This window comes from Brevibacillus fluminis, assembly GCF_003710825.1.
In the GTDB taxonomy this organism is placed as follows: domain Bacteria; phylum Bacillota; class Bacilli; order Brevibacillales; family Brevibacillaceae; genus Brevibacillus_D; species Brevibacillus_D fluminis.
The window spans coordinates 340,619-354,983 of record NZ_RHHQ01000004.1; the positions used below are offsets into that span (position 1 = coordinate 340,619).

Below are 14,365 nucleotides of genomic sequence, written 5' to 3' on the forward strand. Positions count from 1 at the left end.
TCCAACCGCTAGCTCCTCTTACAGGAGGTATCTTAACGAAAAAGTCTACCCGCATGTTACGCGCTATCCCCCATGCTTATACTTAGGATTTCCGATACGACCTCACACTACCGCTTTTCCATTTCCGATATACTTGCATGCCACCGTTGATGATTAGAAGCAAAAAACCGATATTGATCGCATGGTCCGCCAGGTTGAGAATTCCTTTGCCTGACGGGGACAGCAAAAAGTCTGTTACTTGTCCGAACAAAAATCGGTCGATCGCATTCCCGATTGCAGCTCCAACAAGAAACCCTAAGCTGATTTCCAGCAGTGTTCCTTTTTGCTCCATCTGTTTTCGAAAGTAAAATACGCCTGCTACGAACAAAATAGCCGCAACGCCAAACAATCTCGCGTACCCTTGAAACAAGCTATGGGCCATGCCGGCATTTTCGTAATGCGTAAGCTGCATGCCCCAAAAAAGCAGTGTATCACCTTCCGAAATGTTGACGCGGACCAAATATTTTGTCACTTGATCTGCGATGATGACCAATGCTGCGACGATGTAAAACGGCATGCTAGTTCCCCTGCTTTCCACTGTCGTTAATAATGATCGTTTCATCCTTCGTTTTTCCAGAATAATTACCATGTTTTGCTGTATTACTATTTTTCAGAATAGATGCTACCTTAAAAATAGATTTCTTTGGAAATCATCCATCACGAATACACCAGGAGGTACTTATGAAGAAAGTCATAGCCATGAGTTCGGTCCTAGCAGCGAGCTTGCTGTTTTCAGGCATCGCTACTGCCGCTGCGAGCAACCAATACACCATTAAAGCGAATGACACGCTGTGGTTAATCGCCAACAAGTATAACATAAGTCTCTCCAGCCTCATGTCCGCAAATCCGAACGTAACCCCAACCAATTTGATCGTCGGTTCCAGCATTACGATCCCCGCACAGAAAGCCCAAAAGTGGTCCGAGAAAGCGGATGCGATCATTGCAACGGGCATGACGCAGTTGGGAGTACCGTATGTTTTCGGCGGAGACCAACCGGGTGTAGCGTTTGACTGCTCCGGATTCATCCAATACATATTCAATCAAAATGGATATTATTTACCTCACTCGTCTTCCATGCTCAGTGAAATGGGGACTCCCGTCTCGAAATCACAGCTGCGCAAAGGCGATTTGGTATTCTTGAGCGGCACGTATCAGGAAGGTGTATCACACGTAGCGCTTTATTTGGGCGATAACAAAGTCTTGCAAGCCGGCACAAAAGGCGGCGTACGGAATGTGAAAATCAGCACCTTCTTTGGTGATCCGTATTACGATGAGCACTATTGGGGAGCAAAGCGGATCATTACAAACTGATCGCCACTTTTGGTAGTAGTGCGTTCCATTAAAAGGTATAAGCCTCTTTTCTCTAGTCCACCATCCTATAACAACTCAACGGCAGTCTAGACAGTGATTTTTTGTCCTAGGCTGCCTTTTCGTATTATCAGATCATGAGCGATATCCTTCCTATCGTTGCTCTATGACATCCATGAACGGTATATTTTTTTATAAAAATTCGCAACCACGTTGATATGTACATAAATAATATAACCTTTCGATTCTACCGAACGTTATTTCTCCTTCACAGCCGTACGATAACGCCCGTACAAAAATGTGAGCAGCATCAAAACATGATAGTACAAAACAGCGGCAATTGCCCCCAACACAAAGAAGATCAGGTTTTCGCGAATCGCTTCTGTAAGCAACCTGCCTTGGCTGTTGATTAGCAACAAGAGAAATGTGACCAATACCCCTGCGATTAGATAGGCGCAGACGTTAAAAAAATACAAGCCTACTCTGTTTGTTAGGGCTATTCTTCTTTGGAGCATTTCAATCAGAATGGCGCTCGGTATCCCACCCAGTATGTAAACAGGGCCAGCATAAATCAGAAACAGCACCAGCAAGTCAAAAAAGGAAGAATAGAACGAATTCGGGTCGTGTTCTATCATCGGGACATAGCTAACGATGGCGAGTGACAAGCAAAATACAAGGGAAGAAACCAGCGCTGTCGTTACTTTTGCTACCATGTTCTTTCTCCTTTCTGCTATCAATGAGTGATTGTACGCTACATTTTATACGCATGGTCTGCATGTACGGTCTGGTAGTATTCTTCTAAGGTCAGATTTTTCTCTTGCAACACTTGCGCCATGTCTTTCCCGACATAACGAATATGCCATGGTTCGTAAGAATAACCGGTGACTTTTTCCTTGTCTTGAGGATAACGAATAATAAAGCCAAATTTATAAGCGTTTTGTGCCAACCATTTACCTTCTGCGGTCGTTCCAAGCTTTTCCGTCAATTGATTTTTTACCACTGGGCTGGATATGTCGATTGACAACCCCGTTTGATGCTCGCTTTGCCCCGGGATAGCGGAGGTTCGGTTCGCTTCTGCAAATCCCTCTGTTTTGACGTTGCTCGCAAAAATGGCTTCCTGTAAATGATAAGGACGATAACCGGAAACGCCGACCAGCTTGATCTTCTCACTAGCTGCCTGGGCAACCAACGATTCCAGTGCTTCCGCCGCTTCCTTGCGCAGCATTTTCTTTGGACTCTCTCCAGAGAAGGAGAACGGGATGTTGATTTTAACCAGATCACTCGGGATATAGGAAGAAGGAAGTGCGTTTTGCTTGTTAACGAGGACATGTAAATCAGTTGCGGTAGTGTTGTCCATTAGTTTTGCTTGTGGCAATGGCTTTGCAGTTGTTTTTGAACTTGCTATTCCCTGTTTGGTTGCTGATTTTGTAGCTGTGCTGTTCGGTGACATATTCGTTGGGGTATTTGCCGAGTGCTGGGTTGTTTTTTCTGTCTTCGGCATGGTCCCTGTGTTTGGTGTTTGGTGAGGCTTCGTACTGACGGCTTGTTGGGTCCCTTTGTCTAGCGTTGACGTTACCATGACATTTGCAGTACCCGATGTTCCTTTGCTCGCTGATGGTTGTGTTACAGTACCGACCCCTGACTGAGATGCCGTACTTCCCGTCGGTTGTGTTCCGATGTTCGTCTTTATGTCTGAGCCTTTCTTACTTGATTCTGACCCTTCTGGTGTCACTGGTTTCCCCAGGGTAACTGTTGGTTGAGCAAGATTGCTTGGCTGTTCGTCTCCACCTCCATGCTGAGACACATCCTCAGCACACCCTGCAACGATAGGCAGCAACGCCCCGCATATCCCAATTGCTACGACGAATGAACAGCCATTTTTCCATAATCGCATGCTTGACGCCTCCATCGCGACGAAATCGTCCGTTTTTCCCATTTTACCATACATTTCCGCTTCTTCCCTTTCCTGATCGTACTGCTAATTCACAAGTAAAAAGCCACCCCTCCATTCACGGATATAGGTGACCTCTCCTCCTGCAGGCTATGCACGATTATTTTTTTCGCTACTACGCGTAGGCGACAGTAATCACCCCACCAGGATCCGTCTCGGAACAGTGCCGGCAGCAGGTTATCACAGATCTGCTCGAATGCCTGCTCTTTTTGTTCAGGTGTAAAATCGGTGAAGAACGGACCGCTAAACAGTCAATCCAGTGTTTCATTCCTTCATCGCCATCTGCCTGCGGGGTTAGGCGTTCAAAGAGCAGCGCATATTCCACATGGAACCCTTGTTGCTCCAGCAAGCCAGTATATTCTCCAATCGTTGGGAATTACAATGGATTTCGCAATTCCGCTTCCAAGCCACGCTCTTTCAACGATTCAAAAACAGTTTGTGAGACACGCATCGGCCGTTTCATCCAATGGAGTGCGGCATTCGAAAATTCGGCAAAATCTATAAACGTTATTTCACATATAGCTAATACCTATATCAATACACAAAAAAGGAACCTCCTTTCAAAACAGGAGGTCCATCAAAGTGTTGGAGGAGTTCATCGCGTCGAGTACATTACATACTACGCAGCGAGTTCTCGCTCTGATGTAGACGTTTCCCCAGTAGGCACGCCTATTTGTTCGATCCCAATCTTTCTGACGGATTCAGAACGCATTTTGCAGATGCTCGATTTTTGGTGGTTCGGCGTTTTGCAGCAATATCGAGATAACGTCAAACCGCAGAATTTCCCCGTTGCCACCATGCTCCTGCAGGTAGGCAAGAGCAGTTTGGCGGAGCTTTTGCCTCTTTTGCACCGTAATTGCTTCTGTCGGTGTCCCATGCGTCAAACTTCTGCGTGTTTTTACCTCGACAAAAACGAGCGTACTACCTTGGCGGACGATTCTGTCGATTTCCCCATGACGCGTTCGAAAATTGCGCGCGAGTATTTCATAGCCTTGCTCTTGCAAATACGCTTCCGCCATATCTTCACCTGCCTGTCCCAACTGGCTGCGTGAATAGCCCTTCATGTTTTTTTCCCTTGTTTATCCAAACGATAGACAAACGCGAGGATTCCTGCCACGACTTGATACAGTTCAGGTGGAATTTGCTGATTGAGATCAAGCTTGCCCAACACTTCAACCAGTGAAGGGTCTTCTTGCACTGGGATACTGTGCTCTTTTGCTTGCTTTAAAATGTTGTCTGCAATATAGCCCTTGCCTTTCGCCACCACCACCGGCGCGTCTGCCACACCTGCTTGATAACGAAGGGCAACTGCTTGTTTTCGCTTGGTTTGTTCCTGTAATGGCTCATCACTCATACGCGGATATCCATCCCTTTGTATTCATTCAGCATCGATGCGCGACCCGATTTGACTTCTACGGTGCTTGTGCTCTTTGATCCTTCCGGGATCGGCAGTGCCCGCAAATTGGATAGCTGATAGCCTAGGTCCCGCAGCTCGGCAGAAAGTGCCCCTTTGCCGGCAGAGAGCAAAGGTTCGATCCATTGCATGTTGTTGAACACTTGAATGCCGATGATCCGATTGACAATCGACACATCTACCATGGTGATTCCCAACTGCTCCATATCCAAATTGAACAACAGGCGGCAATTGTCCGAATCGAGTTGTCCGCCATCTTTTTTCTTTGATTCAATCTGTATGAAAGCGTTCTGCTCCCCTTGGTCCGTCCGCATCGGTATTTGCATAACAATCTGTGCCAGCGCTTGATTCGGCGGCTGTACCAGCATGAGCTGCTGGCCTGTTACCTGCGCAAGTAAACTGTCGGCAGCCTCCTTCAGCCCTGGTGATTGATGTGCAGCAGGACTTTGTGCGATTTGCATGGCAAGCGACTTGATGTTATCAAGTGTATCGGCCTGCTGTGGATCGATTTTGCCTGTCACACTTTGCTGTAAAAGATGCCGTTCATGTGTGATGCCCAATTGTCGAAACAGCTCTTTCAGCGGATTGATCGTCTCCTGTGAGGAACCATCCACTTGACCGGAAAACGTGCGGGTATCGTCTAATGTTTGATGGGATTGTACGTGCGCTTCCGCCGTTTGCGCATCGGGTTGACCGATACTCCCTACAAATGATCCAGCTTGTACTTGCAACCCTTTTTGCGTGAGCTGTGGTTGCGAGACAGTTGATGGTGATACGCCTGAATCCGCTCCGCCTTTCGCCTGAATTTGCTGCAATGAGTTCAGCTCGTTTGGTTTGCTGCCTTCTTTTGGGACAGACACCGGTAGTTCAGTAGGTTGGCCAGCGCGCACATCCATACGTTCAGTTCCTTTTTGCTGTGGTTGACCACCTTCTCCTGTGGTGATCGACTCGATCAAGTTGCCCAACACTGCGAGCCGCTCCTTCAATTGCAAAGCGGTCTGCTTCAGAGCGGTAGTCGTATCTGGAGTAACTGCGCTTTGCTGAATCACGCTTTTTGCTCCGGATGCCTGCTCAGTTGCCCCTTTGCTAAATCCGTCTATCTCAGCCGTTGTTGAGGCCAAAAACCGATCAAGCTCATGAGAGACAGCCTGTAGCGCCGTCCCGATCGTTTGTGTCGGAGATAGGAACGCCTTTACCGCTCCTACCACGTCTTTGGTCAACGGCAAGCCGCGTTTCATCGCTAGGACGAATGCCTCTGTCGTTGAAGCAGACGGGGACAGCGCTTTGGCAATCGTTTCAAAGGAGTTGACGATCTCTTTTGTAATCGGGGCGTTTTCTTTCACCAACGCTTGTACGATCCCTTGGCTGTCTTTTGATTCGGGAATTCCCAGCGACTTCATCAAGCCATCGATTGTCGGTGCCTGTGCTTGCTGCGGACGATCTGTGTCCGTCAACACTTTCAGCGTGACCATTCCTGATGTTGGCTGCACCTGTAGCCATGCCTTTTGACCCGCTTCTAAGCTGGCTTCCAGCTTGGCCATAACCGGCATGCCGCCGATCTGCACGAGAGCAAGATTGTCTGGAAACAGCTTTTGTACCGTGCCGCGAAAAACTTGACCCGGGATGAATTCAACGGGTGTTGCGCTTTGTACGGATGCTCTTCCGACAAACGATTGCAGCAATTGCGATGTTTGCAGCACGTGTTGCTCCCCCCTTTTTACTCGCCGGTGACCCACTCCTTCACGCCGGTAAATGAACGCCGATGGATTGGTGATGGGCCGTACGCTTCTATCGCAGCCAAATGTTCCTTTGTACCATACCCTGCATTTTTCTCAAAGCTGTACTGCGGATATTGCCGCGCGTATTCTTCCATGAGCCGATCGCGCGTCACCTTCGCCACAATCGATGCCGCCGCGATTGAAACACTTGCCGCATCACCGCCAATGATTGGCACTTGTTCAAATGGCAAATTCGGTAATGTGACAGCATCGATTAGACACACGTCAATCGGCACGGATATGGCGGCGATCGCCAGCTTCATCGCTTCTTTCGTCGCTTCCAAAATGTTGATTTGATCGATCCGTTCCGCATCGACTGTACCGATGCCGACACTGGTCGCTTCTGCCACGATCCGCTCATACAGTCTGTTTCGCTCGGCGACAGGCACTTTTTTCGAGTCATCTAATCCTGGCAAAACGAGTTCTTCCGGCAGTACGACTGCGCAAGCCACTACCGGCCCTGCCAGCGGTCCACGCCCTACCTCATCAATTCCTACTATGTATCGCTTGCCTGCTTGACGCTGTGCGTGCTCAAAACGGTTCATTTCGTTCCATTTGGCTTCCAGCATCGCCTTCTTGGCAGCCCGCTGTTCGATTTGTTTATAGAGAGCTTGTACGCCTTTTCGCTGGTCCTCGCGCAGCATCGCGAGCAGCTCGGCGGACGGTTCTTGCGTGCGTTCCAATTCAGTTCGTATTTCTGTTATCGACATTTCCGCTAGTTTCATTGATCGGTTTCTCCCTTACCATTGCTTCTTTTCTTATTTTGGCGATAGACAGACGGTACGTCAAATAATTTTCGATTCCAGCCCGCCCATGCATGTTTAATGGAAACTTTTCTTGTACGTAAAAAAAGCTGCTGACCACAACAGTCAACAGCTTTCCGTTTCTTTCGTTTGTTCAAGCCAATCCACTGGCCGTTCGATGGTAATTGTTCCGAGTCTGCCGGAACGCAGCTCACGCAGAAAAATTTCCCCTGCCTTATCATAGTCGATATGGCCGCCTGACACCAAGCATCCGCGTTTTCTTCCGACTTCCTCAAGCATGGTCAGCTTGTCTTCCGGCAGTTCCTTGAGCTTGAACCGCTCAATCAGCTGTTCCGGATAATATTTCATCATATACTCGATCACAAACAGCGCAACCTCGCCAAAATCAATCAGCTCATCCTTGATCGCGCCACTTGCAGCCAAGCGCAAGCCCACCATCTGATCCTCGAATTTGGGCCACAATATCCCTGGCGTGTCCAGCAAATCCAGCGTATCGCCCATCTTAACCCACTGCTGGGCTTTGGTTACCGCCGGTCGGTCCCCTGTTTGGGCCACCGAGCGCTTCGCCAATCGGTTGATCAACGATGATTTGCCGACATTCGGGATGCCGAGAATCATGATGCGCACAGCACGTGCCTGCATGCCTCTCTCAGTCCGCTTATTCAGCATATCGGCAGCCAGCTCATGGCACAGCTCTGGCAATTTGCCGACCCCTTTGCCGGAGAGTGCATCGATCGGCAGCGTCCGCAGCCCCTGTTCTTTGAAGTAATTGATCCACAGGCTGGTTGCTTTTTCATCCGCCAAATCGGCCTTATTGAGCAAAATGAGACGGGGCTTTCCGCTCACGATCTCATCGATCATCGGATTGCGGCTCGATAACGGCAGACGGGCATCTAGCAACTCGATCACCACGTCAATTTGTTTCAGTCGTTCCGTCACTTGGCGTCGTGCTTTTGCCATGTGCCCCGGAAACCATTGAATCGTCAATACGTTCACCTACTTCACGTAAATCCGGTCTAGCGGGTCAAGCGTCCTTCTTGAATGGGCCAGAACACGAACTCCGCCCGGCCTACCACCGTACCCAAATCCACAGGGCCGATCATGCGGCTGTCCCGGCTGTTTTGCCGATTGTCACCCATGACGAAAATGTGGTTTGGCGGGATTTGGATCGGACCAAAATTCTCGGTTAACGGCAAACCTTCCGCTTTCGCTTCTTCCCGTTTTTTGGCCAAGTAAGGTTCGTCCACTTTTTTGCCGTTAATAAACAGCTCATCATCGCGGACTTCCACCGTTTCACCCGCTACCCCGATTACCCGTTTGATATAATCCTTGTCAGCCTCAGCGTGGAAAACGATGATATCGCCACGCTGCGGTTTGGAGAGATAATAAATCGCTTTGTTGACTACCAAGCGCTCATTGTTATGTAATGTTGCTTCCATCGATTCGCCTTCTACAATAAATGGCGCAAACAGAAACGTCCGAATGAAAAAGGCAAACACGAGTGCGATAACTAGAGCTTTGATCCATTCCCACGCTTCTTTTTTCCCCTTGCTGGAGGAAGTCGCAGTCGCTTCACTCATCTTTATTATCCTCCTGCTATTCCGTTTTCTTGCGTCATAATTTGAAAAAGGAGGACTGGAAATCCAGACCTCCTTCTTCTAAGCGATACTAGATAGTATCACCGTACGTTCATTATCGGCGAATTTCTTTAATACGAGCAGCTTTACCCACGCGTTCACGCAGATAGTACAGCTTCGCACGACGAACTTTACCGTGGCGAACGATTTCAATTTTATCGATTTTCGGTGTATGCACCGGGAATGTACGCTCAACACCAACACCGTACGAAATTTTACGAACAGTGAAAGTTTCGCTAATACCGGTACCGCGACGACGAATAACTACGCCTTCGAAGAGCTGGATACGCTCGCGCTGACCCTCGATAACCTTAACGTGAATACGAACCGTATCACCAGGACGGAAAGCAGGAAGATCCTGTTTCAGTTGTTCTTGTGTTAATTCACGGATCACTTGTTTCATTGTGAATTCCCTCCTTCCAATCAGACGTTCTTACTCGTGCTTCTCACACAGCCGTTTGCTGAGCTGCGAGTAGCGGACCGCCTTAGTCAGCGGGCAAAATTGCCACAAGAAGTATAATAGCATATCGCCCAGAACTGTTCAAGTCTATTCTTCCTATTTTTTTCATCCGATTCGAAGATTTCTGCTTCTTATACTTCCTCGCGAATCTCGCGCAGCAGTTTCTTCATTTCCTCGGTCAATTCAATCCGTTCCAATAGGTCCGGCCTGCGCTCGAGCGTGCGTCTCAGCGATTCCTTCAGCCTCCAGCGTTCGATATTGGCGTGGTGGCCGGACAACAGGATGTCTGGCACCTTCCAGCCGCGGAACTCGGCAGGACGCGTATAATGCGGGTATTCGAGCAAGCCGGTGGAAAAGGAATCGGTGACTGCCGAGCTTTGGTTGCCCAACGCTCCAGGCAAAAGTCGCACGATGCTGTCAACGACCACCATCGCCCCCAGCTCGCCACCGGTCAGCACATAATCGCCGATCGAAATTTCATCGGTCACCAGATGCTCGCGGATGCGTTCATCGTAGCCTTCGTAATGCCCGCACAAAAACACGAGATGCTCTTCTTTGGCAAGCTCCTCGGCCATTTTTTGATTGTATGGCTTGCCCTGTGGACACATGAGGATGACTCGCGGCTTAGCGTCTCCTGCAACCGCCTCGACGGCCCGGAAGAGCGGGTCTGGCTTTAGCACCATACCGCCCCCGCCTCCGTATGGCGTGTCATCAACTGTGCCGTGTTTGCTTTCGGAGTAGTCTCGGAAGTTGGTCACATGAAACGACACGATCTCCTTTTCAGCCGCTTTGCCGAGAATACTTGAGCCAAGCACCCCTTGAAACATTTCTGGAAACAGCGTTACTATGTCAATCCGCATCTTTTCCTCCTACAGTAACCCTTCCATCAGATGGCACACGATCCGCTTGTTCTCGATATCCACCTGTTTGATGCACGCATCAATGTAAGGAAGCAGGATTTCCCCACGCTTTCCTTTTACGACCCACACGTCGTTTGCTCCTGGCTGCAGCACCTCTGTCAGCTTGCCCAGCTCCTCGCCTTCTTCCGTGAACACTTGGCAGCCGATCAGTTGATGAATGTAAAACTCACCGTCGCGGTTCGGAATCAAATCGTCCTCGGAAACCTTCAACTCGCCGCCCTTGTATTTTTCCACAGCTTCAATGGTATCGAAGCCTTCAAATGTGAGCAGCTCAAATTCCTTGTGTTGTCGTCTTGTCGCGACCTTAACCTCGATCGGCTGTGCGAGTGTTGGATGGAACAAGAGAAGAGTCTTACCTTTCTTAAACCGCTTATCGGCGAAATCGGTCGTCGAAACCACCCGGACTTCACCCTTAAGGCCTTGGGTGTTCACCAGCTTGCCCACCGTATAAAAATTCGTTTGATCCATTTCGTTCTCCCCCTTGGCGGATGGCGTGTACAATCCCGTTTTTTACAATGATTTCCGTTCCGGTCATGATGTCATTCCAGTTGTCTCCGATTTGCACCTGCACGCTGCTTTGTACTGTCGTATAGGGCAGTTCACTGCCGATCGGCAGCTGTTGTGACTGCTCCAGCTGGAATTGAATTCGCTCAAGCTTTTCCCTGCGGTTCTTTTCCTCCCGTGCAATCCGCTCTTCTGCCTGCTGGCGAGCAGCCTGCGACTTTCCCTGTGCTTCGTGCAGCAGCCTTTTCGAATAGAATTCCCACTGCCGTAATTCTTCTTGCACCTGTCTGATTTGCGCCTCATATTCGTGGCGTAGCCGTTCACGCGATTGCTCTGTCAAAATCAATTTCACAGGAATTTGCCGTTGTATCGTGATCACACGCATCCCTCCTGATAAGAATCAAGGATGACCGACCGCGCCGATGCGAACCGTCTACATGCGCTAAAGGCTAAACCTCGATTCATACTTACATGTTGAAAAAAGACTGGGAGGCATGCTCCCAGTCTTTACTCAGACAATTTCAACCGTGATACGCTTGTCTGTTTGTGCAGCAGCGGCTATCACTACGGTTCGCAGTGCCTTGGCAATTCGTCCTTGTTTGCCGATAATCTTGCCCATATCATCAGGATGAACGGACAATTCGAAAACAAGGAGGCGCTCTTTGTCGACTGCGTTCACTCGTACTTCTTCAGGATGATCGACGAGAGCTTTAGCGATCGTTTCGACCAACTCTTTCATGTCACAACCCCCGTACGAGATTCTTACTTACCGTATTTGGTCTCATGAACTTTTGTGAGAACGCCTGCTTTGGAGAGCAGGTTGCGCACTGTATCAGTTGGAGCTGCACCGTTCAAGATCCATTGAACAGCTTTCTCCGAATCGATATTGACAACAGCCGGTTGAGCGACTGGATTGTAGTAACCGATCTCTTCGATAAAGCGGCCATCACGTGGGGAACGAGAATCTGCTACAACTACACGGTAGAAAGGAGCTCTCTTGGAACCCATACGTTTCAGACGGATTTTTACTGCCATGTTGTTTCACCTCCTATATTGGTCAACGGTATACGTTGGAAAACTTATATGTGAACTATCGCACAGGTGCGAAAGAAGTTCAACCTCATCGGTTTACTTGAACGGTGGCTTGAAATTGAATGGGAAGTTCATGCCGCCTTTTTTCTTGTCGTCCGGCATCATCGGCAAACCGCCTTTGTTGCCAAACGGAAGCTGCAGGCCTCCACCCTTTTTCTTACCCAATTTGTTCATTTTTTTGTTCATCTTGTCGGACATGCCGGAGAACTGCTTCATCATCTTCTTCATTTCTTCGAACTGCTTGATGAATCGGTTGACTTCCTGTACGGTCGTGCCGCTTCCTGCTGCAATTCGTTTCCGACGATTGGCATTGAGAAGGTCTGGATTGGCGCGTTCCGCCTTGGTCATCGACTGAACGATGGCTTCCGTGCGGCCCAGCTGCTTTTCATCCACTTTCAGATCCTTCATCTTGTTCATGCCTGGCAGCATGCCGAGCAAATCTTCCAGCGGCCCCAGCTTGCGCATTTGCTGCATGGAGTCGAGGAACATGTCAAAGGTGAACTCCCCTTGACGCATTTGCTTCTCCATCTGCTTGGCCTTTTCCTCATCGACCGCTTCCTGCGCTTTTTCAATCAGGCTGAGCACGTCGCCCATACCCAAAATACGCGAGGCCATCCGGTCGGGGTGGAAAGGTTCCAAAGCATCGAGCTTTTCGCCCATCCCGGCGAACTTGATCGGTTTGCCGGTCACCGCTTTGACGGAGAGCGCTGCACCACCGCGCGTGTCGCCATCCAGTTTGGTCAAGATGACACCGGTCAACTCCAATTGTTGATTGAAGCTATCCGCTACATTGACCGCGTCCTGACCTGTCATCGCATCGACAACCAGCAGGATTTCATCAGGCTTGGCTACTTCACGCACCTGCTTTAGCTCATCCATCAGCGCTTCGTCGATATGCAGGCGGCCTGCGGTATCGAGGAGCACGTAATCGAGATGGTTCGCTTTCGCATGTTCCAACGCTTGTTTGGCGATTTCCACCGGGCTCACTTTATCGCCCAGTGCGAACACAGGGGCGCCAACTTGTCCCCCTAAAACTTGCAATTGCTTGATTGCCGCTGGACGATAAATGTCGCAGGCAACCAGCAAGGGTTTCCGATTTTGTTTTTGCAGATATTTCGCCAGCTTACCGGTCGTCGTGGTTTTCCCTGCCCCTTGCAAACCAACCATCATGACAACGGTCGGTGCTTTCGGTGCAACAGCGATCTTGGCCACGTTACCGCCCATCAACTCAGTAAGCTCTTCGTTTACCACCTTGATGACCATTTGGCCTGGGGTCAAACTTTTAAGTACATCTTGGCCGATTGCCCGTTCTTTGACGCGGGCGACGAAATCTTTTACTACTTTGAAGTTAACGTCTGCTTCCAGCAGGGCAAGTCTCACTTCGCGCATCGCTTCGTTAACCGATGCCTCGTCGATCTTCCCTCTGCCGCGCAGTTTGTCAAATGCGCTTTGCAGACGGCTGGCTAAGCTTTCAAATGCCATGCGAGCCCCTCCTATTCCATCTCTGACAGCATGTGAAGCAAAGTTTTCAGCTTATCTCTCGCTTCGCTTTCTTGAAGCTCATCTACCAGTCCTGCCATCTCTTGATATACTGCCTGACGCCGTTCGTGGCGAACAAGCAGCTGAAGCTTCTCTTCATATTCGAAAAGCTGCTTCTCGGCTCGCTTGATGTGGTCGTAGACGGCCTGTCTGCTGACCTCATGCATTTCGGCGATTTCACCGAGCGACAAATCATCCAGGTAGTACAGCTCCAGGTACTCACGTTGCTTGCCCTTTAAGAGCATCGCATAAAAGTCAAACAAGAGATTTACCTGATTGGTTTTCTCTAACATCGAACCAATCCTTTGCTGTGAGGTACTCGACTATCTCTGTAAAGATTTTTTCTTTACAGCGATGTTTATTATAGTACCCAATTCACATCTGACTGTCAAGCTTTTTTGTTGACATCATTTTTTATTCTTCAGACGTCCGAGCAAAAATAAGATGATCCTCCCAAACGCCATTAATGTTGAGGTACCGCTTGGACAGTCCTTCGTTACGAAAACCTGCTTTTTCGAGCACTCGGATAGAGCGGACGTTATGCGGCATCACGCCTGCCTGGACACGGTGCAAGCCCGCCTCGTCAAAGGCGAATCGCCCGGCGAGCTTGACTGCTTCCGTCATGAAGCCCTGCCCGTTTTGCGACTGGTCAATGAAGTAGCCGATGGTGCAGTTTTGCCAAGCACCGCGAACAACATTGGCCAGGTTCACTCTACCGATCAAGCGTGCGCTCTCAGCGGTACATATGCCGAAACCGTAGGCTAGCCCCTTCTCCCAGTTGACATGGGCCAGCTCGATTGCTGCCAGCTGCGCTTCCAAGGTGTAATGGTCTGTTGGCTGAATCGGCTCAAAGGGCTGAAAAAACGCTTGGTTGCGGCTGCGCAAATCGAGCAGCTCCCCTGCATCGGACGCGAGCAGACGACGCAAAAACACCTTTTCTCCCTCAAGCCTCATCCCAC

At 49.5% G+C, this 14,365-nt stretch carries 19 protein-coding genes; 1 reads left to right on the plus strand and 18 read right to left on the minus strand.

Annotated elements, in window-relative coordinates:
* Nucleotides 1-82: 82 nt before the first annotated feature.
* Nucleotides 83-601, minus strand: coding sequence for a signal peptidase II (lspA, locus tag EDM56_RS03875; RefSeq protein WP_246009247.1), 519 nt, complete (start codon nucleotides 599-601; stop codon nucleotides 83-85).
* Nucleotides 602-720: 119 nt separating this feature from the next.
* Between lspA and EDM56_RS03880 the strand changes: the two genes are divergently transcribed.
* Nucleotides 721-1,350 carry an NlpC/P60 family protein gene (locus EDM56_RS03880; protein ID WP_122916563.1) on the plus strand — a complete coding sequence of 210 codons (630 nt, stop codon included), beginning with the start codon at nucleotides 721-723 and terminating at the stop codon, nucleotides 1,348-1,350.
* 254 nt (nucleotides 1,351-1,604) lie between these two features.
* Here EDM56_RS03880 and EDM56_RS03885 read toward each other — a convergent pair whose 3' ends face one another.
* The 17 genes from EDM56_RS03885 to EDM56_RS03965 form a co-directional block, all read right to left on the minus strand.
* Nucleotides 1,605-2,060: a hypothetical protein gene (locus EDM56_RS03885; RefSeq protein WP_122916564.1), complete on the minus strand. Its 456-nt coding sequence runs from the start codon at nucleotides 2,058-2,060 to the stop codon at nucleotides 1,605-1,607.
* Between the two features lie 38 nt (nucleotides 2,061-2,098).
* Complete coding sequence (locus EDM56_RS31770) at nucleotides 2,099-3,295, minus strand: D-alanyl-D-alanine carboxypeptidase family protein (protein WP_246009248.1); 1,197 nt, start codon at nucleotides 3,293-3,295, stop codon at nucleotides 2,099-2,101.
* Nucleotides 3,296-3,999: 704 nt separating this feature from the next.
* Nucleotides 4,000-4,362 (minus strand): YraN family protein, encoded by a 363-nt coding sequence (locus tag EDM56_RS03895; protein WP_122916565.1) that lies wholly within the window; start codon nucleotides 4,360-4,362, stop codon nucleotides 4,000-4,002.
* Nucleotides 4,359-4,652, minus strand: coding sequence for an EscU/YscU/HrcU family type III secretion system export apparatus switch protein (locus tag EDM56_RS03900; protein WP_122916566.1), 294 nt, complete (start codon nucleotides 4,650-4,652; stop codon nucleotides 4,359-4,361). The genes EDM56_RS03895 and EDM56_RS03900 overlap by 4 nt, the downstream gene beginning before the upstream one ends.
* Nucleotides 4,649-6,412 (minus strand): hypothetical protein, encoded by a 1,764-nt coding sequence (locus EDM56_RS03905; protein WP_122916567.1) that lies wholly within the window; start codon nucleotides 6,410-6,412, stop codon nucleotides 4,649-4,651. Before EDM56_RS03905 ends, EDM56_RS03900 begins: the two co-directional genes overlap by 4 nt.
* 17 nt (nucleotides 6,413-6,429) lie before the next feature.
* Nucleotides 6,430-7,215: a ribonuclease HII gene (locus EDM56_RS03910; RefSeq protein ID WP_122916568.1), complete on the minus strand. Its 786-nt coding sequence runs from the start codon at nucleotides 7,213-7,215 to the stop codon at nucleotides 6,430-6,432.
* A gap of 144 nt (nucleotides 7,216-7,359) precedes the next feature.
* Nucleotides 7,360-8,241, minus strand: a complete 882-nt coding sequence (gene ylqF, locus EDM56_RS03915) for a ribosome biogenesis GTPase YlqF (protein WP_122916569.1) — start codon at nucleotides 8,239-8,241, stop codon at nucleotides 7,360-7,362.
* A gap of 29 nt (nucleotides 8,242-8,270) precedes the next feature.
* Nucleotides 8,271-8,834: a signal peptidase I gene (gene lepB / locus EDM56_RS03920; protein WP_122916570.1), complete on the minus strand. Its 564-nt coding sequence runs from the start codon at nucleotides 8,832-8,834 to the stop codon at nucleotides 8,271-8,273.
* Nucleotides 8,835-8,946: 112 nt separating this feature from the next.
* Nucleotides 8,947-9,294 carry a 50S ribosomal protein L19 gene (gene rplS, locus EDM56_RS03925; RefSeq protein ID WP_122916571.1) on the minus strand — a complete coding sequence of 116 codons (348 nt, stop codon included), beginning with the start codon at nucleotides 9,292-9,294 and terminating at the stop codon, nucleotides 8,947-8,949.
* Nucleotides 9,295-9,482: 188 nt separating this feature from the next.
* On the minus strand, nucleotides 9,483-10,211 hold the full coding sequence (gene trmD, locus EDM56_RS03930) for a tRNA (guanosine(37)-N1)-methyltransferase TrmD (RefSeq protein ID WP_122916572.1): 729 nt from the start codon (nucleotides 10,209-10,211) through the stop codon (nucleotides 9,483-9,485).
* 9 nt (nucleotides 10,212-10,220) lie between these two features.
* Nucleotides 10,221-10,739, minus strand: a complete 519-nt coding sequence (gene rimM, locus EDM56_RS03935; protein WP_122916573.1) for a ribosome maturation factor RimM — start codon at nucleotides 10,737-10,739, stop codon at nucleotides 10,221-10,223.
* Nucleotides 10,684-11,154: a YlqD family protein gene (locus EDM56_RS03940; protein WP_122916574.1), complete on the minus strand. Its 471-nt coding sequence runs from the start codon at nucleotides 11,152-11,154 to the stop codon at nucleotides 10,684-10,686. The genes rimM and EDM56_RS03940 overlap by 56 nt, the downstream gene beginning before the upstream one ends.
* Nucleotides 11,155-11,286: 132 nt before the next feature.
* Nucleotides 11,287-11,514, minus strand: coding sequence for a KH domain-containing protein (locus EDM56_RS03945; RefSeq protein WP_122916575.1), 228 nt, complete (start codon nucleotides 11,512-11,514; stop codon nucleotides 11,287-11,289).
* A gap of 23 nt (nucleotides 11,515-11,537) precedes the next feature.
* Nucleotides 11,538-11,810 carry a 30S ribosomal protein S16 gene (gene rpsP, locus EDM56_RS03950; protein WP_122916576.1) on the minus strand — a complete coding sequence of 91 codons (273 nt, stop codon included), beginning with the start codon at nucleotides 11,808-11,810 and terminating at the stop codon, nucleotides 11,538-11,540.
* Nucleotides 11,811-11,903: 93 nt separating this feature from the next.
* Complete coding sequence (gene ffh / locus EDM56_RS03955) at nucleotides 11,904-13,349, minus strand: signal recognition particle protein (RefSeq protein ID WP_122916577.1); 1,446 nt, start codon at nucleotides 13,347-13,349, stop codon at nucleotides 11,904-11,906.
* Nucleotides 13,350-13,360: 11 nt separating this feature from the next.
* The gene (locus EDM56_RS03960) at nucleotides 13,361-13,699 is read right to left on the minus strand and encodes a putative DNA-binding protein (protein WP_122916578.1); all 339 of its coding nucleotides are present in this window, start codon (nucleotides 13,697-13,699) and stop codon (nucleotides 13,361-13,363) included.
* Between the two features lie 121 nt (nucleotides 13,700-13,820).
* Entirely contained in the window at nucleotides 13,821-14,360 is a 540-nt protein-coding gene (locus EDM56_RS03965) for a GNAT family N-acetyltransferase (RefSeq protein WP_122916579.1), read from the minus strand.
* Nucleotides 14,361-14,365: the final 5 nt, after the last annotated feature.